This is a genomic window from Amycolatopsis sp. cmx-4-61, assembly GCF_046548775.1.
Taxonomy (GTDB): Bacteria; Actinomycetota; Actinomycetes; order Mycobacteriales; family Pseudonocardiaceae; genus Amycolatopsis.
In genome coordinates, this window is sequence record NZ_JAEBEI010000022.1 from 54,144 (window position 1) to 73,284 (window position 19,141).

At 68.8% G+C, this 19,141-nt stretch carries 15 protein-coding genes; 4 read left to right on the forward strand and 11 right to left on the reverse strand.

Annotated elements, in window-relative coordinates:
* Nucleotides 1-9: 9 nt before the first annotated feature.
* The 10 genes from ACLJOU_RS39700 to ACLJOU_RS39745 all read right to left on the reverse strand — a co-directional run bounded on the left by ACLJOU_RS39700 (nucleotide 10) and on the right by ACLJOU_RS39745 (nucleotide 11,515).
* Nucleotides 10-1,965, reverse strand: coding sequence for a putative baseplate assembly protein (locus ACLJOU_RS39700; RefSeq protein ID WP_410574424.1), 1,956 nt, complete (start codon nucleotides 1,963-1,965; stop codon nucleotides 10-12).
* A gap of 3 nt (nucleotides 1,966-1,968) precedes the next feature.
* Entirely contained in the window at nucleotides 1,969-2,367 is a 399-nt protein-coding gene (locus ACLJOU_RS39705; RefSeq protein WP_410574425.1) for a GPW/gp25 family protein, read from the reverse strand.
* Between the two features lie 9 nt (nucleotides 2,368-2,376).
* Complete coding sequence (locus tag ACLJOU_RS39710; RefSeq protein ID WP_410574426.1) at nucleotides 2,377-4,230, reverse strand: phage baseplate assembly protein V; 1,854 nt, start codon at nucleotides 4,228-4,230, stop codon at nucleotides 2,377-2,379.
* The gene (locus tag ACLJOU_RS39715) at nucleotides 4,227-5,549 is read right to left on the reverse strand and encodes a phage tail protein (RefSeq protein ID WP_410574427.1); all 1,323 of its coding nucleotides are present in this window, start codon (nucleotides 5,547-5,549) and stop codon (nucleotides 4,227-4,229) included. Before ACLJOU_RS39715 ends, ACLJOU_RS39710 begins: the two co-directional genes overlap by 4 nt.
* Entirely contained in the window at nucleotides 5,549-5,968 is a 420-nt protein-coding gene (locus ACLJOU_RS39720; RefSeq protein ID WP_410574428.1) for a phage tail protein, read from the reverse strand. The genes ACLJOU_RS39715 and ACLJOU_RS39720 overlap by 1 nt, the downstream gene beginning before the upstream one ends.
* 70 nt (nucleotides 5,969-6,038) lie before the next feature.
* Nucleotides 6,039-8,363: a DUF4157 domain-containing protein gene (locus ACLJOU_RS39725; RefSeq protein WP_410574429.1), complete on the reverse strand. Its 2,325-nt coding sequence runs from the start codon at nucleotides 8,361-8,363 to the stop codon at nucleotides 6,039-6,041.
* Nucleotides 8,364-8,556: 193 nt separating this feature from the next.
* Complete coding sequence (locus ACLJOU_RS39730) at nucleotides 8,557-8,976, reverse strand: phage tail assembly protein (protein ID WP_410574430.1); 420 nt, start codon at nucleotides 8,974-8,976, stop codon at nucleotides 8,557-8,559.
* Nucleotides 8,977-9,020: 44 nt separating this feature from the next.
* The gene (locus ACLJOU_RS39735; RefSeq protein WP_410574431.1) at nucleotides 9,021-9,485 is read right to left on the reverse strand and encodes a phage tail protein; all 465 of its coding nucleotides are present in this window, start codon (nucleotides 9,483-9,485) and stop codon (nucleotides 9,021-9,023) included.
* A 22-nt stretch (nucleotides 9,486-9,507) separates the two neighbouring features.
* On the reverse strand, nucleotides 9,508-9,942 hold the full coding sequence (locus ACLJOU_RS39740) for a phage tail protein (protein ID WP_410574432.1): 435 nt from the start codon (nucleotides 9,940-9,942) through the stop codon (nucleotides 9,508-9,510).
* A 34-nt stretch (nucleotides 9,943-9,976) separates the two neighbouring features.
* On the reverse strand, nucleotides 9,977-11,515 hold the full coding sequence (locus ACLJOU_RS39745; protein ID WP_410574433.1) for a phage tail sheath family protein: 1,539 nt from the start codon (nucleotides 11,513-11,515) through the stop codon (nucleotides 9,977-9,979).
* A 366-nt stretch (nucleotides 11,516-11,881) separates the two neighbouring features.
* Here ACLJOU_RS39745 and ACLJOU_RS39750 point away from each other — a divergent pair, with 366 nt between their 5' ends.
* From ACLJOU_RS39750 to ACLJOU_RS39765, 4 genes are all read left to right on the forward strand, one after another.
* Entirely contained in the window at nucleotides 11,882-15,196 is a 3,315-nt protein-coding gene (locus ACLJOU_RS39750) for a hypothetical protein (RefSeq protein WP_410574434.1), read from the forward strand.
* A gap of 28 nt (nucleotides 15,197-15,224) precedes the next feature.
* The gene (locus tag ACLJOU_RS39755) at nucleotides 15,225-16,226 is read left to right on the forward strand and encodes a lytic transglycosylase domain-containing protein (RefSeq protein ID WP_410574435.1); all 1,002 of its coding nucleotides are present in this window, start codon (nucleotides 15,225-15,227) and stop codon (nucleotides 16,224-16,226) included.
* A 169-nt stretch (nucleotides 16,227-16,395) separates the two neighbouring features.
* Nucleotides 16,396-16,890, forward strand: a complete 495-nt coding sequence (locus ACLJOU_RS39760; protein ID WP_410574436.1) for an IS110 family transposase — start codon at nucleotides 16,396-16,398, stop codon at nucleotides 16,888-16,890.
* Nucleotides 16,891-17,213: 323 nt separating this feature from the next.
* Nucleotides 17,214-17,597: a transposase gene (locus tag ACLJOU_RS39765; protein ID WP_410574437.1), complete on the forward strand. Its 384-nt coding sequence runs from the start codon at nucleotides 17,214-17,216 to the stop codon at nucleotides 17,595-17,597.
* Between the two features lie 211 nt (nucleotides 17,598-17,808).
* Here the strand turns inward: ACLJOU_RS39765 and ACLJOU_RS39770 are convergent, their stop codons facing one another.
* Complete coding sequence (locus tag ACLJOU_RS39770; protein WP_410574438.1) at nucleotides 17,809-19,077, reverse strand: lytic murein transglycosylase; 1,269 nt, start codon at nucleotides 19,075-19,077, stop codon at nucleotides 17,809-17,811.
* Nucleotides 19,078-19,141 lie beyond the last annotated feature (64 nt).

Consider the following 19,141-nt stretch of genomic DNA (forward strand, 5'->3'; position numbering starts at 1 on the left):
TCCCCGCGCTCAGCGGGTTTCCACACGAACTTGATGGTCGAACGAGAACACGAGGCTGTTCGGCTCCAGTTCGATCTTCGACGTTTCCGTGCCCCGCTGACCCGTCACCGGGTTCGCGGTGAACAACCGCACATCCTCGACCGCGTCGACGCCGGGGACCCGCTGTAGCACGGTGTGGACCTCACCCGCCCGCACTGCACGACCGAACGGCCACCCTCGGCCGTCCGGGCCTCCGCCGGGCAACGGGCTCAAGTACTCGCCCAGCGCCTTCAGGGCGTCGGCCCGGACCCGGGACGCCTTCGCGCGAGGCAGCGCGAGTACGCGGGCGACCACGGTGACGCCTCGGTAGCGCGGCGGTTCCACCGAGACCCGGGTGCCGATCAGCCGGACCCGATCCAGGTGCTCGGCCAGGCGCGTAAGCAACTGCGGTGACGGTACGAGGTCACCCAGGCTCACCTGATCACCCGAAGTGGATACGGTCGGTACTACGAGCACCTTCACCGTGCCCGTCGGCACGCCCGCGTCGTCGGCCGTGATGCACCGGACCCTGGCCGCTTCCGGCACCGCCTGGCGGGCGAGCACCTCGTAGTCCTCGGCCGTGACCGCACGACTTCGCGTGCGCAGCGTGAGCGCGCCGCGGTCACGTGCCTGGTCGAGCGTCTCGGCGTCGACGCCACCGTGCGCGGACCGCGCGTTCTCGACCTTGGACACGAACGGGATGGAAGATTTCAGCGTCGTGATCGTTCCCGCGCCGACGTTGCCGTCCGCTCCGCCGCCGACCGCGTACTGCGCCACCCGCACCAGCGCGCCGTGTTCGGGCACGGCACCGTACTGGCGCAGGCCTCCCTCCGGCAAGCGAACTACCGGCCCGAAGGTGATCTCCCCGGTGTAGCCGTCCAGCACGAAATGCCGGTCTTCGGGAGAGCTGCCCGCGAAGTGCTCGACCCGCGTCCAGGTTTGCCAACCGTCCTCGGAACTGGTTTCCACGACGGGCTCCGCCACACCGGGGAGTACGGGGTACGAGTCCAGCTGGAAGACCTGGCCGGCGATGCCCTCCGCCGTGCCGACGGTCTCGTTGTAGAGCACCTCGGCGTTGACCACCTCACCGGTCACACCGACGGTGCAGGCCTCCAGCCCTTCGATCAGCGGCGACGCGCTGAACCCCGGCTGCCCCTCGTCCGGCTCGACCACCCGCACCCGTAGCCAGGCGCCCCGCTCACCGTCGATCAGGCTGACTGCGTGATCGGCAGGCACGTCGAGCACGACGCCGCCGGCCGCGTTGAGCCCTCCGGTCTCGTCGCGCAGGAGCCCGCACGGAACCCATTCCTCGCCGTTGTGCGCTTCCCACACCAGAGGCGGATTGTCGGGATCAACTCCGATGCCCTCGATCCGGCTGTCGATCTCCAGCCGCACGGCGCAGCGGGGGACGGGCTGGTCCAGCGCGATGAGCAGGACGTCCCCGACCGCCGGCACCTCGGAGAACGCGGCGAACGCCACACCCGCCGCCAGCTGCCCGGTGCGGTCCTCGCTGCTCTCCGCGGCCGCCGGACGCGTGCGGACCTCGGTCCGTTCGCACGGCAAGGCGTCGAGGTCCGCCACCGTGGTGAAGATCACGCTGTCCACTGTCTCCGTGCGGAGCGTGCCGGCCTCGGTGCCCGTGGGGATCGTCAACGTCGCCTGCGCTGGAGCCGACAGCCAGAATGTCACCTCGGTGCGCGCCGCGGTCGGTGGGAACAACCGAACCCCGATCAGGTCGAGGAACTTGATGTGCAGCCGCTCCGGCACCCGGTTGAGCCGGTACAGCAGCTGGTCCACCATGAACGCGAAGGTCTCGATCATCGTGACACCGGGGTCCGACACGTTGTGGTCGGTCCACTCGGGACAGTTGCGCTGGATGATCCGCTTGGCGTCGTGGACAAGGTCCTCGAACCGCCGGTCGTCCAGGTTCGGTGCGGGAAGTGCCATCGGTCACTCGCCTTCCGGAATGGTGTAGAAGGGGAAGACGAGGTTGCGCTCGTCGCTGGTGCTGCGCACGGTGTAGGAGATGTCGATGTACAGCAGGCTCGGCTTCCCCACCGCGGGGTAGACGGCCACGTCGTCGATCTCGACGCGGGACTCCCACTGCTCGAGCGCCCGCCGCACCTCGGCGGCCAAGGCCGTCGCGTTGTCCAGCGTCGCGGGCTCGAACACGTAGTCCCGCAGGTATGAGCCGAACTCGGGTCGCATCGGCCGTTCCCCCGGGTAGGTGGTGAGAATCAGCCGCATGGCCTGCTCCAGCCGCTGGATCCCGGAGGCGAGGTCGACCGTCCCACTGGGCGTGAACGCGAGCGGGAATTGCCAGCCGGCGCCGATGAAATCGGTCGACACCACAGCCTCCTAGTTCAACTTGATGGGGTTGCCCTTGATCTGGACCACGCCGCTGCTCTCGAGCTCGATCCCGGCCTTCGCCTTGACGTTGAGCTGCGCGCCCGCGTCGATGTTGACCGTGCCGCCCTTGCCGGTGCGGATGTCGATCGTCCCCTGGTCCCCGCACTCGATCGTCAGCTTGCCCGGCGGAGCCGGTTTTCCGTCCGGTTTGGGGACGCAGCGCAAGGTCACCGTGCCCTTCACCTTGTCCACCACGAGCGCCAGGTCAGCGTTCTTGGTGCCCAGCACGAAATCGCACGCGATGGTCCTGGGCCGCCTGCCCGGCGTGACCTCGTCGTGGAACGCCAACCTGCTTCCGGCGGGCGTGCTGATTCCCCGCCACACCACCGAGGCGGCCTGGCCCGACTTCTTCACCGGCTCGCCGCCCAGCCCGTTGACGCTCTGGTCGGTGTAGAGACCGCTGATGACGTACGGCCGCCGTGGATCGCCGAACTCGAACCCCACCAGGACCTGGTCGCCGACCTGAGGGACCAGGCGGATCCCGCTCGACGGCCCGGCACCCGGCTGCGCGACCACGGCCCAATCGCTCTCGAAGTCGGGCGCGAGCCAGGGGAGCGCGACGCGGACGCGGCCGAGATTCTCCGGATCGCCGATGTTGCTGACGATGCCGCACGCCACGCCGGGGATCCGCGGCGTGGCATCGACGCCGCCACCGTTGTTGAGGCCCAGCAGAGACCGCTCGTGCCGGCCCGACACCTCGAACCTCGTGACGTAGCCGGTCGTCTGGTACAAGTGCGTCGACCGGGTGATCACCCATCGACCGGAAAAGGTCGCCCCGACACCACTGATGTCGAGGGTGGCGCCCGAGCGCAGCCGCGGATCACCCACGGTCTCCCCCTCGGCCTCGGCCACCGTGCTGCCCACGTGCTCGGCGAGCCCGGCCGCGTACTCCTGCGCGGTGCGGACGTCGCCCGCCGGGACCGTCGCCACGACGAATCCGTTGGCCAACGGGCTCGGGCCCGCCTTGGCCAACGCCGGCGCGGGCTTGGACTTCTTCGGCGGAGCCGCGGGCTTGAACGTGTTCGCGACCTTGACGGGATCGGCGTCGGGCACGGAGACCGATGCCGCGGCCGTGGCCACCACCGAGCTCTCCGTGGTCGCCTTGGCCGGGTTCCACACCCGCACCTCGGTGCTCGGGGTGAGGTTGCCGGCAGTGATCCGCGGGCGGAACGAGCGCAGAGTACCCGGATAGCTCATCGCGACCGGGCGAGCCCGCTTCGCCTGCACCGCGCGGGTGAAGAAGAACTGGCCGTCTCGTACGCCGACGTCGTAGCCCAGCGCTGTGGCACGGTCGCGCAGGAAGTCCCAGTCCGTCTGGTTGACCTGACCGACGTGCGGATGGGTCGCCCGGGTCTGGTCGATCCGGCCGATCTTGAGCTTGTGCTCACTCGCGATCCGGCGTGCGATGTCGGAGTCCTTGCAGTTGACGAACGTCCGGTTGCGGCGCGCGCGTTGCAGGCGGTGGTCTGTGGTGTAACCGCGCACGACCGTCCGGGCCACGTCGTCGAACGCACCCTCCAGTGCGGTGACCTCTCCGGTGATGAGCTCCACGGCGTCGGCAGACGCGGCCGACGCCGACGAAATCGTCACCAGGGAGCCGATGGCCAGCCCGGCGTCGGACAACGCCGAGCCGTCGTTGTCGAGGAACGTGATTTCGAACATGTCCGGCCGGTGCGCGTGGGTGTCCACCACGACGTGTTCGAGCCGGTCGGCGGCGTCGGGCGGCAGCGGCCGGCCGCGCACCGACACAGCGGGCGTCACCCGGAGCAGGACCGGTTCGGAGGTGGTCGGCGCGGCGGTCATCGTCGGGCACCCGGCAACAGGCCGACGCGGGTGCCGGGTCGTAGCCGGAGCGGGTCGTCCACGTTGTTGTCCTTGGCGATTCCCCGCCAGGCGTTCGGGTCCCCCTGGGTCGATGTCGCCAGTTGTGGCAGGTTCTCCTGACCCGTCAGGACGTGCGCCGAGTTCCCGGCGTCACCGCGTGACCCGGGGTTTTGAGCTGGCTTCCAGGGGGTTTTCTCCGGTTGCACGACAAAGGTCAACGTCACCAGTGCGCGCGTGGGCACTCCGGTCGAGGCGAACCTGGTGTAGCTCACCCTGACCTGTTTCAACTGCGCCTTCTTGTTCAAGAGCCAGCCATTCCCGGAGCCCATTGTGAGGCTCAGGATCTTCGGTTCGAAGACCGTGCCCTCTTTCGTCTGCGTTTTCCCCGCCGCTTCCATCCACGCCCACAAAAGATCCACTTTGGACTTGATCGCGGTCGCGCCCTCGATCTGAAGGTCGCTGAACGAGATGTTCAGCTTGTCGTCCTCACGAAACGAGTCTTGACTGTTCTTGACCTCAAGGAGCTTTCCGTCCTGCCTGCTCGCCGTACGGTCCAGGTTCAGCCGCGTCGGGCTGTACTGGAAGACGAGTTCCTCGGGCGTGCCGGCCTTCGGGTGGTAGGCGAGCTTCAGCTTCCCCTGGCCCGCGGTGGCGGCAGCGGCGGGTCCGGTGCTCGCCGGGGTGGGGCTGCCGGCCTGGAGAAACCCGCGATGGGCCAGAACGAGCCTTTCGATCGCGACGTCACTGCTCTTGCTGCTCAGCGTGGGGCCGCTCCACGAAACGGGAACGGCGTTCTTCAACACCCATACATCGACGGCGTTCTCGCTCCTTGCGGCGTCCGAATCGCCTGCCAGAGAGGTATACAGCGTAATGGTCACGGCGTTGCCCTGGAATCCCGTAGCGTTCGCACTCGGGTCGATGAGCGCCGCTCCGCCGTCCATTCCGCCGATCCACCTCCGCGCGACGTCCTCCAGCCACACCCGCACGCTGCCGGAATCGCCGACCTTCATCGCTCGTTCGAGGGTGAGCTGGGGATACTCGATCGACGTCGGCACGTAGTAAGGCGCGTCGTATTCGCCGCCCGACCACACCTTGTCCTGGCCGAAGTTGACGCCGAGACCGCTGCAGCCGGACCATTCTCCCAGGCTCTTCTTTTCGTTGCCGCGCTCAGCGACCTCGACCTTGAACCACATCGAGAGCCCGAAACGTTCGACCTGACCCACCCCACCGAGGCTCGGTGCGCCCTTGAGGACGTTGAGCGGCGTGTTGGTCAGAACTTGTGTCAATGCGGTCGTCATCAGACGCTCCCCTCATCGTTGAGGAATCCGGAGTGGGCGAGATCGAGAGTTTCCAACGCGGGCTTCGCTCCGCCGGAGTTGAACTCCCCGATGGTCCAGCCGACCGGGAAGAACTGCTTCAGCTCCCACTCGACCACCTTCATCCCGACGAAGTCGACCATCTGGATCGAGCCGGACAGCAGTTCGCGCTTCTTGGATGTCTGCGTCAGCCAGTCCTTCACCGTGTCGGAGTCCGCGCATGCCGCCCGTTCGAGCTTGATGTTGGAGTACGTCCGGTGCCCCGGGATGATGAACTCGTTGTTGTTCTCGCCCGGCCGGTAGGTGGTCTTGGCCCACGTCACGCCGAGCCCGGAGACGCGACTCCAGCTGCCGAGGTCGAAGGCGCTCTTGTCGATGTGGACGACGAAGCGGTGGGACATCCCCGGTTGGTCCAGCAAAAAGTTCCTGAGCATGCTTCCCAGGCCGCCAAGGCTCGCCATCATGTTCTCCTCACCTGCTGTCCGCGAGCACACCGGCCCGCTCGCGGTCGACGATCAGTTCCGCGCGCAGGCGCGAGCGGATGTGGTGGTACAGCCGGCCGGCCAGCTCGTCCAGGGGGACCGTGGTGGTGGCGTCCCGCTCCCTCGACCCGGCCCTCAGGTCCGCGACGACAGCTCGGAGGTCGGCGATCTCCTGGAACGCGCGCGCGACACCATCCGTCCGGGCCTCGGTGCTCGCCGTCAGCACGATGGGTGCCATATCCGATGTCTCGCGGGTGGCCGGCGGCTGCTCGGGCGCGGGCGGCGGATTGTCGGAGAATCCGCTGTCCAGCGTCCACGACGCGGGCGGGGGTTGCTCCGTCGCGGGGGGAGGTGGTGCCTCGGCCGTGGTGATGGGCTGCGCGCGCTGGAGGATGTCGGCGATGTCCGCTTCGCTGAGCGGTCGCGTCTCCGGGGGCGGTGTTCCCGGTGTCGGACGGTGGAGCAGGCTCAAGGGACGGGGACCGGCTCCCTCGATCCACCGCTCGACCGATTCGGCGACCTGCTCCAGGTCCTGTCCCGCGGTGGACTGCTCGGCCGGTGCGGACCGGCCGAGCACCCTCTGCTGCACGGCGTGCGCCAGCTCGTGTCCGAGCAACGCCTTGGCGCGAGGCTGGTCCAGGTCGCCCGCCTCATCCGGCACGAAGACCCGGCCACTGCGGGTGTATGCGCGAGCGCCCAGAGCCACGGCCTCCCGGGACACCGCACGCCCCCGGTGGACCGGCACGAGGCTGACGTCGACGCCGAGTTCCTGTTGGAACAGGTTCACCACGGTCATCGGCACCGGCACGGTCGACCAATCGTCCCGTGCTTCGTCCGCTTCGGAGGGTGGCGGGGGAAGCTCCGTGCCGGTCAGCACGGCGCGGTACGCCGGCTCTGTCACCGTGGCGATCGGGGACCCGGCCGGTGCCGAGATGACATTCGGCACCGGCCGGGTAGGACGCGGTTCCACGGGGGACGAAACGGGCTCAGACGTTGTCCCCAGAGAACCGCGGGTCTGCGGGTGCACCAGCGGGGGAGTGGAAGTCGTGGAAGGGTCGGCTTGCCCGGGCGAGTTCGGCATCGTGGCGATACTCGTGCGACTGACCTCCGGCCGGGCCGGCGGCGACTTCTCCGGCTGGTCGTCCTCCGCCGCGTCCTGCTCGTCGGTTTCGGCGACGTCCTCCGTTCGCGGCACCGGTCGACGCGCCCGCGATCGTGCTTGCGGGCCCACGAGCCGGCGTTGGCCTGCCGGCGGCGTCGCGGCCGCCGGCGGCCGGGTGTCACCCTGTTGCTCCACGACGACCGGCGGTGCGAAGAGCGGGGCTTGGCGCACGACCGGGGGGCGCGGCGGCACTACCTGCGGCGGTCGTGGCTCGACGTCACCGTGCTCGGCCGCCCGCTCCGCGGTTTCGTCTTCGCCCTGCTCGGCCAGGGCGTCGTCGGGCGTGGGCGCGGAGCCGTCCGGTCGAATCCGCGCGGGGGCCGGGGGAGACGCCGGACGGCGGCCGGGGTCAACTGCGCCGTCCGACGGCTCCTTTTCCGGCGGGGGACCGGGGAGGATCCCCACACCCATCCGCCGGCTCTGACCCAGGTTCGGGCGCAGAGCGCGAGCGGACGTCGTACGCTCGGGAGCTTTCGGCGCGTCGGGCACGTCGGCCGGCGGCGGCATGGGAACCGACGACGACGTACCGACGCCGACGCCCAGCGCGGCCAAGGCGTTCTCGATGCCCATCTGCTCGTACTGGGCCGTGAGGCGCTCGAACTCGGTGACACTGCGGAACGGCGTGGCCGGCTCGACCGGCGACGACACGAACTCCTCCGTGGCCTCCACGAGAGATCGCTTGGGAGCACGTATCCGCACCACCGCGGCGGGCCGCGGCGGCTGCTCGGGCTCGTCGTCCGGCTCCTCAGCGGGAGGGAGCGGTCGTGGCGGGCGCGGGAGCCGGGGCATCGGCGCCTCCATGTCCACCGGAGCCGGCACGGCCCGCTGCGCGATAGTGGTCCCGGCCGGATCACCGTCTTCGATATCCCAGGCGACCGGCCGCGCGGCCGGCGTCACCACGCCGGACACCTTGCCGGCGGGCAGGACAGGCGTCGGGCGGTGGCGCAGGACCGGCAAGGGGCGCACCAGCCGGCGGACACCGGCCACCGAGGGCAGCCGCAACACGGGAACGAGCGCGGGCGGGGTGAGGCTGACCACCGGGTGCAGCGGCCCGACGACGCGCCAAGCCCGCGCCGGAGCGGCGACTCGCGGGGCCGCCGCCACCCGCGGGGCGGCGGCGGACATCCGGCGCTTCCAGAATGTCCACCTCATCGGAGTCTCCAGTCGTTGTCGGCAATGAATCAGGTGGCCGGCTAGTCACCGGCGAAGTGACTGTGGATCTTGGACACCTCGTCGATGACGGTGGCGCGGGAGAGGTGGTCCAGATCGACCAGCTCGCTCAGCGGCCAGTGCAGGTAGTAGCCCAGGTACGCGATCTCCTCCCACAGACGGGGGAGTGCGTACCTCAGAGTTCCCCCGTGGCATCACCGGCGATGTCCACGGCGAACTCGTGACCACAGGCCGGGCAGGCCACATCCGCCTCGGTGTGCCCCTCCTGATTGATCCTCCGGTACAGGTTCTGCAGGAACGCCAGATCCGAGGCGAACAACCCCTCGACGACGAGGGTGTCCACTGTGGGCAGCGAACCGAGCCGCACGATGGTGCGCTCCAGCAGCAGCACCGTCAGGTAGGCCGGGTTCTGCCTGACCCGCGGGTCGGTCTGGGTCGAGATCTCGTCGCGGGCCGTCGCGAGGCGCATGGCCCCTTCCCGGTGCACCACACCGTTCTCGTCCACGAACCCACGGGGCAGCGCGAACGGGTATTCCGTCCGCAGGCCGCCGGCCGCATCCGTCGGGGACGGCACGATGCCGTTTGCGATTGACACGGGACTATCGCCTCCAATCGTCGTCAAGGGTCACAGCGAAGGGGTCACGCCGGCGGCGGAACCTTGATTTCCTCGCAGGTGATGCGGATCTCGATCATCGCCACCTGGTTGTCGCCGGCGCGCATCGACGTGACGGTGAGCTCCGAACACCATGCGTTGTGGAGGGTGTAGACGATCGACTGACTGCCGGAGGCATCGAGCACGGTCAGCGTGCCGTCACCCCGCCCCTTGGGGTCGCCGACCCTCGCCAGCGCATGCCAGCCCAGCAGCTTGGCGTTGCCGTCCGCGTCCAGCGCCCGCTTCAGGGTCACAATGGGCGGGTCCGTCTTGCCGTACTGCTTCGTGTGGATGGTGTTGCCCTGGAAGTCGTTGTAGATGTACTCCTGGGAGCCCACTTTCGAGGTGATGCCACCGAGCTCCGAGAACGCCAGCGGAGCCAAGTTGGCGAACTGCAGGTAAAACCTCGCAGCACTGACCACCTGGTCCTGCGTCTTGCCTGAATCCGCCATCGTGGACTCCTGCCTTTCCGGCTTACGCCAACACGACCGAGTCGCACTCGATCGTCACTTTCAACATCACGACGTTGTTCGACCCCGCGGTCACACCGTCGATCTCGAGCTTCGAGCACCACGCGTTTTCCAGCACGCAGTGCGCCATCTTGTCGCCCGAGGCGTCCTGGATCTCGAAATACGCCGGGACCTTCGCCAAGGGATTGTTCATGCGGGCGAGCTGGTGCCAGGCGAACAGGCGTGCGAAGCCCTCCTTCTCGAGCCCTCGTTTGAGGGTGAGCGAGGGCGGCTTCGCCCGCCCGAACTGCTTGGTGTGGAAGTTGCCCAGGAGCTGGTTGTACGAGTACTCCTGATGCTCGACCGTCGAGCTGAACCCCGCGAGTTCGGAGAAGCCGAGGCCTTGCGTCCAGCCTTCGCAGCTGACCCAGAACCGAGCCGCGCTGACCACCTGCGTCATCGCGCACCGACCTCCTCTCCGGCATCCACGTCCCTCACTCGTTCAGCGCCGCGCCTTCGGAGAACTGGGAAAGCCGGAAGACCACGAACTCGGCAGGCTTCACCGGCGCGATCCCGATGTCGATGGTCAGGATGCCCGCGTCCCGGTTCTCCGGCGGGTTGTTCTCCTCGTCGCACTTGACGTAGAACGCCTGCTCCTGATTCGCGCCGAAGAGCGCACCGCTGCGCCACACCCGTCGAAGGAACATGTTGATCGTGCGGCTGACCGAGCCCCAGAGGTACCGGTCGTTGGGCTCGAACACGACCCAGTTCGTGCCGTTGAGGATGGACTTCTCCACGAAATTGAACAGCCGGCGCACGTTCAGGTAGCGCCATTCCGGATCGCTCGACAGCGTGCGCGCGCCCCAGATTCGGATACCTTGGCCGGGGAACGACCGGATGCAGTTGATCCCCACCGGGTTCAGCTGGTCGTGCTCTCCCCGCGTCAGGCCGCTGGGCAGGTCGATCACACCGCGCACGACCTCGTTGGCGGGCGCCTTGTGGACCCCTCGCGTGTCGTCGTTGCGTGCCCACACCCCGGCGACGTGGCCGCTGGGCGGGACGTGCATCGACTTGCCGTTCGGCCCCATCACGGTGAGCCACGGCCAGTACAGCGAGGCGAACTTCGAGTCGTAACCCGCCTCGTTCATCCGCCAGTCCTTCAACCGCTGCGGCATCAGGTCCGGCAGCGGGTCGAGGATCGCGACCCGGTCCGACATCAGCTCGCAGTGCGCGATCATCGCCAGCTGCACGGCCTTGACGCCCTCACCGTCGATCGCCCCGGACTCGTAGGCGGCCATCAGGTCGGGCACGCAGAGCATCGTGACGTCGTCGATGGCCTCGAGGCCGGCGAAGCCGGTGCGGTCGCCGGCGTCGCCGACGTAGTCATCGGCCTGCATGCGCGCCGGCGCCGGGCTTCCGCCGCCCGCCAGCTGTACCGGGCCGCTCTTGACCGGTACCGCCAGGTGCTGGCCGGTCTTGACCTCCTCGATGGTGATCAGCTTCGACTGCCGGACCGCGTGCAGTACGTTCGCTGGTCCACGACGGATACCGACGTTGTCGTAGACCTCCTCCTCGTCGCCCTTGCGGACCACCAGCTTGAAGGTCTCCTCGCCGGGCTCCGAGGCGTCCTCGACGGTGACGACGATCCCGTTGCCCTCATCGCCGGTGTTCTTCGCCCGCACCACGAGGGGCTTGCCGCCGTTCGCGGTCGGCAGTTCCGCCAGTGCCGTCTTGCCGCTCTCCAACGCCGGCTGCCCGTCGCCGTTCGAACCGCCGCCGACGCGCACCACGTAGGCGGTGCCACCGCCGTTGAGGAAGTACCCGTACACAGCGTGCGCCAGATAGCTGCCGTCGATGAAGCCACCGAAGGTCTGGGTGAACTGGGTCCAGTTCGTGACGAGGACCGGTTGATCCAGCGGCCCCTGCTCGGCGAACCCCACGAAGGCGGCCACCGCCGTGCCCACCCCCTCGATGGGCTTCGAACCCGACGAAACCTCTTCCATGTAGACGCCGGGTGAAAGGTAGTTCGGCATCCTGTCCTCCTGATCGTCATCGACGTCATCACTGTCGCTGAATACCGTGGTCCGCGCAAAAACGATCGGCCTAGCCTTCGCGCACATCCCGGACGATGCCTGCGGGGAATAGGGGCACCGCCGATGCCTCTCCGCTTGCCCCAAGGGGCCGAAGTCGCGCTGGCGGCGGCGGGCCGGCTCGTCGTCGCGGCGACGGATGCCCGATTTCTTGCCTGAACGCCATGTGATCTCCACCCGCTATGGACGAGACTTCACGTGCGCGGGACACCCCGGCACCACATCGGCATTTCCACAATTCAGACAGGGACGGCCATGCGACCAGCCAGGACACAGCTGCACTCCACAAGGAAGCGGAAGGTCGTCCGCGTGCGGCGGCTGCGATCACCGCGCCGCTGGGCGGCGGCGACAGCCGTGCTGGCCCTCATCGCCGGGTCCGTCCTGTTCGCTGTCCTGAGCCCGGGTGGCACCGCCAGTGCTGCCGAGATTCGCACTTTCACGTGTAAGGGTGGCGGAGTCGACACGTATGTCGTGCCACCCGATGTCACGGCGATCAGCGTCCTCGCCGCGGGCGCCCAGGGATCAAACGGTGGAGGAAAAAATCCCGGCGCCGGAGGCCCTGGATCGTCGGTCGCAGCAGACATCAAGGTCACACCCGGGGAAACTTTGTCCGTTTACGTCGGCTGCAGTTCTGGTGCTGGTGGCTTTTCCGGTGGCAGCGGCGGTGCGGCGGGCGGCCTGGAATGCAGCAGCGCTGGCGGCGCCGGCGGCGGCACCAGCAACATTCTCCGGAGTACCGGCGCGGCATTTCTGCAAAACGTTGTTGTGGCCGCTGGTGGTGGAGGCGGCGGCGGGACCGGCTACTTTTGCTCCACTGACGCCGGTGGTACCGGCGGCTATGGCGGAGACCCCGGCGAAACCGGCCACCAGCCTACCGGCGGAGCGGGAGGCGGTCTTGGCGGCGGTCAGAGCAACATCGTGCTCGACCCAAAGGGTGGCGCCGGTACTAACGGTGGCGGTGGCGGTGGTGGCGGTGGTGCGGGCTGCTTCAACGGAGCAGGCGGCTCCGGCAGCCTTTCAGCCGGTGGTGGCGGTGGCGGCGGCGGCCAGTCCTGCGTCGTTGACGATCCCGCCGTGGTGCTGAACTCCAAAATCGGAGATCCGAACACCTCGCCTGGTGGCCGGCTCGGAGACGGGATCGTCACCATCACGCCGCATTCCATCACCGCGACGGCAGCCAGCGTCAAGAACGCGGACCCCGACGACAAGACGGACAACAAGGGCGACGTCATCACGTTCACCTGGACTGTGACGAACCAGTCCTTCTTCCCGGTGGACCTGACCGCCGGCCAGGAAATGGTCGTGTCGCCGACCAACACCACGGAGACCATCAGTTGCCCGGTCGAAACGGTCGGGGTGGGCGAGTCCACCACCTGCACCGCGAGTCACACTCTATCCCAGGTAGACGTCGATTCAGGGAAAATCAGCGCTGACGCGACGTTCACCGGCCAGATTCAATTCCCCGTCGAGAAGAATGACGGTATTGCGGGCCGTAAGCTGAACGTCACCGCCACGGCGCACGCCGACTACAACATCACGGAATCCCGCTCGATGGGCGCCGAGCTGGTGGCGGACCAGACCAGCGGGGTGGGCGCCGGTGATGCGATCACTTACCGTCTGACGGTTTCCAACACCGGCAACACGAACCTCAAATCCATGTCGGCCACGATCAAGCTCACCACGTTGACGGCGGTAAGCGCGCCGATCCCCATGGGGTGCAGCGCCACGACGCTCGCGCCCGACGTCAGTCTATTCGTGACCTGCACCTACAAGTACACGATTCAGGCCGCCGATGTGAACGGCCAATCGCCCAAGATCGACGCGACAGCCACGGTCACGGCCACGAGCGCTCGCGGAACCACGTTTTCGAAGACCAGCAACACGGTCACGACGACGCTCACCCAGACGAAGTCGATGACCGCCACCATGTCGGCCAGCGCTGTGTTCGACAACAACCCGAGCGCGCAGAACCCCGCCGGCGTCGTCGGTCCGGGTGACTCGATCACCTACCGGTTCACCATCAAGAACACCGGTGACGTCACGCTGAACAACCTCGTGGTCGGCGCCGACAAGGCGCTTGTCCAAGGCAAGTGCCCCACCACGCTCGTTCCAGGGCAACAGGTCGACTGCATCGGCGGCAACTACAACATCACCCAGGCCGACATCAACGCGGGTAGCGTCGTGAACACCGGCCACGTCCAGGCCAACGTGCTCAGCACGAACGAAGTGGTCAAGGCCGACACCAACCCGACGACCACCCCGATCACCGCCAAGCCGGGCCTGACGCTGGTCAAGGCGTTCACGAAGTTCGACGACGCCAACAACAACACCATTCCCGAGCCCGGGGACGTGCTGCACTACACGATCACCGCGACGAACAGCGGCAACGTGACGCTTACCAACGTCACCGTCGACGACGTGTTCGACGACCCGGCGGTGCCGTCCTCGAAGGACACGCTGCAGTGCCCGACCGACAACGAGCTCACGCCCGGCGCCAGTTACGTGTGCACGCGGCAGTACACGGTCAAGCAGGCCGACGTTGACCACGGCTCCGTGACGAACAACGCCACGGTCCAGGCGCAGGACCAGACCGGCAAGACGGTCCGGGCGGCCGCCGATCCCGTCACCGAGGTCCTGGCCACCATCTCGGCGTTGTCCGTCAACACCACAGCCGCTCCGATCGAAGACACCGACCACAACCAGTTGAACGACGTCGGCGAGACCATCGACTACACCGTGGTGATCACCAACGTCGGCGGTGTCACCCTGAGCGGGGTCAACGTGACCGACGTGCTCGGGGTGCCGGGCGCTCCGGAACTCAAACTCAACTGCGACGGGACGCTGCCCGCCGACCTTGCGCCCGCGGCCAAGATCACTTGTACCGCGTCGTACACGCTCACGCAGGCGGACCTGGACCGGGGTGAAGTGGTCAACACGGCGACCGCCACAGGCAAGGCCCCGGCGCCCGCCGGCACCTCGGTGACCTCCGGCCCCAGCGCCGTGACCACCAAGCTGCTCGTGAGCGCGAAGGTCGCCATCGCGCAGTCGGCGACCGTCGAGGACCGCAACACGAACGCCGTCGAGGACGCTGGTGACTACATCGTCTACTCGATCACCGTCACCAATGGTGGCAACCAGACACTGACCGACAGCAAGCCGGTCGACCTGGTCGCCGGCACCGACTTGACCCTCACCTGCAACCCGGGCTCGCCGGCGGTCCTGGCTCCCAAGGCGGAGATGGATTGCCGCGGTTCGACGGCGATCACGGCGCAGATGGCCGCGGCGGGGGGCGTGGAAGCCCAAGCGAGCGTGACCGCAAGCCCGCCGGCCGGTGACGCGGTCAACGCGCAGACAGACCTGATTCGGACCCCTCTCGGCAGCGCCACGGGCGGCGGTGGTGACCAGGCCGCGGGAACCGCGGCGGCGAGCGGTACGGCCGCGGCCGACGCCGCGAAGGCCGGCACGGCGACCAAGGCGTCGAACAATGCCAAGCTCGCCTACACCGGTGTCGAAGTCGCCGACATCGCGTTGGTTGCCGTGCTGGCCATCGCATCTGGCGGTGGATTGCTCGTTGTGGGCCGTGTGGTCAAGCGCAGGCGTCGCCGCGGCGTCCGGCGATCCTGACGGGGGCACCGTGAGGACACTTGCCCGCGTGCGCACGGAGGAAGCGGCGCGTGAGGCCGCGCGGAGCCTGATGCTCCGCGCGGGCTTCGCGATCGGAGCCGTCGCCGTCACCGCGGCCTGCGTGGCTGCGATCGTCGCCGGTCCCGCGTTGTCCGGGGAACCACGGTCCTCCGCCGGCGAGGTGCTGTACCAGCCGCGCGCCGACGTGGTGCCCACGAAAGCCGTGGACAACCCGCTTTCGGTGGGACCACCGCTCGGGCTGGTCGCGGTCGCCGACGGTGCCACCGCCGGGTCGTCCGGAGCCGGCGCGGGTGACATCCCGGCGGCGGCGGTCTCCGCGTACCGGAACGCGGAAACCATGCTCGCCCAGGCCCGTCCGGGTTGCGGATTGGACTGGTCGCTGGTCGCGGCGATCGGAAAGGTGGAGAGCAACCACGGGCGTTTCGGGGGAGCGGTACTCGGCGACGACGGAATCAGCAGGCCGCGCATCCGGGGGCCGCGGCTGGACGGCGTGCAGTTCGCCCTCATCCGCGACACCGACGGCGGACGGCTCGACGGTGACACGCAGTTCGATCGTGCGGTGGGGCCGATGCAGTTCGTTCCGGCGACCTGGCAGGCGATCCGGGCGGACGGCAACGGGGACGGCGTCGCCGATCCCGACAACATCTTCGATGCCGCCGCCGGAGCCGGCGCGTACCTGTGCAGCGGTGGAGGGGACCTGCGCGTCGACGCCGCGCGCCGCGCGGCGGTCCTCCGCTACAACCACTCTGACGAGTACGTGAACCTCGTCCTCTCCATCGCCGACGGATACCGCGGCGGCGCGCCGGGTGGGGCGGGTGGGCCGGACCCGGTGCTGGCACCCGAGCCGCCCGTCCGCAGCAGCGTGCCGAGCGCCGCACCCACCACGACGGCGCCGATCACCGTACCTGCATCGTCGACCACGCCCACCACAGCTCCTGCGCCGACGTCCACCGGACACCCGTCGCCCACCACGTCGCCGGTGGCGACGGTGACCGCCACAAGCGGTTGATCGATTCGTCGCCGTGCGGCGCGGCCGGGCGGGGCCACCGCACGCCGCCAGTGGACGCGCCGCCCGCCGCGCGTCCACTGGCGGCTCGCCGGCACGGCGGCTTCGAGGCACGCGGCTGAAGCGGCTGGGGGGTGTCCCTGATGAGTGCCGAACGAGTTGGCAGGGTGTCATGCCGAGCGTCGACGCCGATGGCGCTCTGGTGGCCAAGCGCCGCATCGACGACTCGGCTGCCGGCTTCGCCGAGCTGCTGGCCATGCGCACCGACGTCGGCGACACCGCGGCTGACCCCATTCCGGTCGCGATCGTAACCCCACGTGGGCTGCTGGTCGCCGCTCTCCGCCGGACCGGGCGACGGGTCTACTCGATCAACCCGATGGCAGTGGCCCGCGACCGCGAACGACACAGCGTCTCGCGCAAGAAGTCCGACCACGTTGACGCCCTGACCTTGGCGAACATCGTGCGCACCGACGCCCACGCGCACCGGCCGCTGCCTGCCGACAGCGAACTGGCCCAGGCCGTCGCAGTGCTGTCCCCGGGCAACCCAGGACGCCATCTGGCGCCGATCCCGGGCCACCCAGGAACTTCGGGCCGTACTGCGCGAGTACTACCCGAGGTTTCTGGCTGCTTTCGCCAAGGGCAGCGCCACCAATCTCGCCAGCCCTGAAGCCCGCGCAGTCCTTGCGCTGGCACCGACACCTGCCGCGGCCGCGAAGGTCACCAGGGCGCGGATCGCCGCAGCGCTACGCCGCGCCGGCCGCCGGCGCGGCATCGACGCTCTCGCCACGCAGCTGCTCAGCGACCTTCGCGCGACACAGCTACGGCAGCCGCCGCTGGTCGAGGACGCGTTCGGCCACCAGGCCCTCGCCCTGCTTGCCACCCTCAACGCCGAGTGCATCAGCGCTGACCGGCTCACCGAGTCCACCACCCGAGGCGTTCCAACAACACCCGGACTACGCGATCATCACCAGTTTCCCCGGGCTGGCTGACTTGTCCGGAGCCCGTGTCCTCGGCGAGATCGGTGACGACCGCGTCCGTTTCGCCGACGCCCGCGCGCTCAAGGCTTACGCCGGCTCCGCCCCGGTTACCAGGGCTTCAGGTCGCAGCATCTCCATGACGCGCCGGACGGTCAAGAACGACCGCCTCGATGCAGCCGGCTTCGTCGGGGCCTTCGCCAGCATCGGTCGAACTGGTGCACCGCGCGATCACTACCACCGTCGTCGAGCACAAGGCGATCGGCACGCAGCCGCGCTGCGGCACCTGTTCAACCGGATGCTCGGGCAGCTCCACCACTGCCTCCGAACCGGGCAAACCTACGACCCGATCAAGGCATTCAACCTCGCTCAAGCCGCACCGGTCAGTGCCGCCGCTTGACTCTTAGCAAGATCGGAGGTCTATCAGCGGTCGATCAATGCCACCAGGCCCGGTGACACCACCCCCGGATCATGCCTTCGACTGGGGGCGTAAATCATGCCGGACCGGGTGACCACTGCTCCTTGGTCAGGAACCACGAAAACGGTGACGGGGGGTGACCGACGAGAGTCGAAGCACGGGTTCGCCCTGACGGCGTTGACGCCGCGGGGCCTTACGAGATCGTGATCTGCACGGGGCCCACCGAAAGCAACGCGGAGCCGTCGTCGGAGGCCGGTGGGTCCGAGGGGATCGTCGTGGGCTGCGTCCCGGGCGGTTCAGTGGTGACAGCCGGGATCGTCGCGCTCGACTGAGCGGGCGCCGATTCGGCCGACGGCGCCACCGCTGTGACTCCGGCGGTGGTCGTCGGGTCCGGGACCGTCGGCAAACGGCTGGTCGACGGGCCGCTTCTGCCGGTCACGGGACCGGCAGCGGTCGTCGTGATCCCGTCGGCCGTCGCGGCTGCGGTGGCCGGCGTCGTGGTGAGCGCCGCTGCCGCCCCGCTGCGCGGGCCCTCAGCCGGGATGACGGCCACGCCGGTCCGGTACGAGCGGGCCAGGGACAGCACCAGGTCGGCATAGGTATCCGAGTGGTTGTAGCGGAGCACCGCCGCACGCATCCCGGCCTCGTCCGCCAGCGACGCGTCTCCGCTGCACAGCAGGATGCCCGCGCTGAGAGCGGCGTCGAAGATGTTGTCGGGATCGGCGCGGCCGTCGCCGTTGCCGTCCCGGGCGACCGCACGCCAGGTGGCGGGGATGAACTGCATCGGCCCGATCGCGCGGTCGAACACCGGGTCGCCGTCGAGCACGCCCCTGTCCGTGTCAGTGATCAACGCGAACGGAGAACCGTTGAGCTGCGGGCCCCGGATGGGCACGGTCGTCGTTCCGTCCATCCGCAGCTGAGATCCGCCGAACCTCCCGTGGTTCGTCTCGACGCGGCCGATCGCCGCCAAGAGCGGCCAGTCCAGCGCGCAGCGCGGCTGCGCCACCGCCAGCGCGCCGGCTGCCTGCCGATAGGCGCGCAATGCCACCTCAGGCACCCCTGACGTGGCGAGGGCGCTCGCGACGGGCGCCGGCATCCCGGGTACGTCCGTCTGTTCCAGGGAAGCTGTCGGCGGAAGGAGCGGCGGCTGGGTGATGGGCCACGACGGAACGACGAAGGTCGGCGAACTCGGCGACACCGCCGGCCCCGCTTCTCCGGTGTCCGCCGTCGCCGCGATGGACCGGGTTTGACTCGCGAGGCCCACGCCGACCACCACGCCCATGGCGAGCCCTGCGCCGAGGAGCGCGGTGCATTGCAGCAGGCGGAAAGCGTCAGCGCGGCCGGCGTCGAGAGCACTGAGCGGCGTGCTGCGACGATGCCTCGGGCCGTTGAGCTCATGGCGAACCGGGCCTCGCGTGAGCGCGGGCAAGTGCGGCGTGGATGGGCCGGGGTCTCGGTTCACGCCTACGAGGCTAAGCCTCGCTCCAACTCGTGCGTGTGGCTTTCCGAGCAGCCTAGGGTGCAGC

What these genes read in the sequence shown, in the direction of transcription:
- ACLJOU_RS39760 (WP_410574436.1), top strand. Translation starts at nt 16,396, where the DNA reads ATGCCGAGCGTCGACGCCGATGGCGCTCTGGTGGCCAAGCGCCGCATC.
- ACLJOU_RS39740 (WP_410574432.1), bottom strand. Translation starts at nt 9,942, where the DNA reads ATGACGCAGGTGGTCAGCGCGGCTCGGTTCTGGGTCAGCTGCGAAGGC.
- ACLJOU_RS39720 (WP_410574428.1), bottom strand. Translation starts at nt 5,968, where the DNA reads ATGTCCCACCGCTTCGTCGTCCACATCGACAAGAGCGCCTTCGACCTC.
- ACLJOU_RS39745 (WP_410574433.1), bottom strand. Translation starts at nt 11,515, where the DNA reads ATGCCGAACTACCTTTCACCCGGCGTCTACATGGAAGAGGTTTCGTCG.
- ACLJOU_RS39725 (WP_410574429.1), bottom strand. Translation starts at nt 8,363, where the DNA reads ATGAGGTGGACATTCTGGAAGCGCCGGATGTCCGCCGCCGCCCCGCGG.
- ACLJOU_RS39735 (WP_410574431.1), bottom strand. Translation starts at nt 9,485, where the DNA reads ATGGCGGATTCAGGCAAGACGCAGGACCAGGTGGTCAGTGCTGCGAGG.
- ACLJOU_RS39715 (WP_410574427.1), bottom strand. Translation starts at nt 5,549, where the DNA reads ATGACGACCGCATTGACACAAGTTCTGACCAACACGCCGCTCAACGTC.
- ACLJOU_RS39710 (WP_410574426.1), bottom strand. Translation starts at nt 4,230, where the DNA reads ATGACCGCCGCGCCGACCACCTCCGAACCGGTCCTGCTCCGGGTGACG.
- ACLJOU_RS39700 (WP_410574424.1), bottom strand. Translation starts at nt 1,965, where the DNA reads ATGGCACTTCCCGCACCGAACCTGGACGACCGGCGGTTCGAGGACCTT.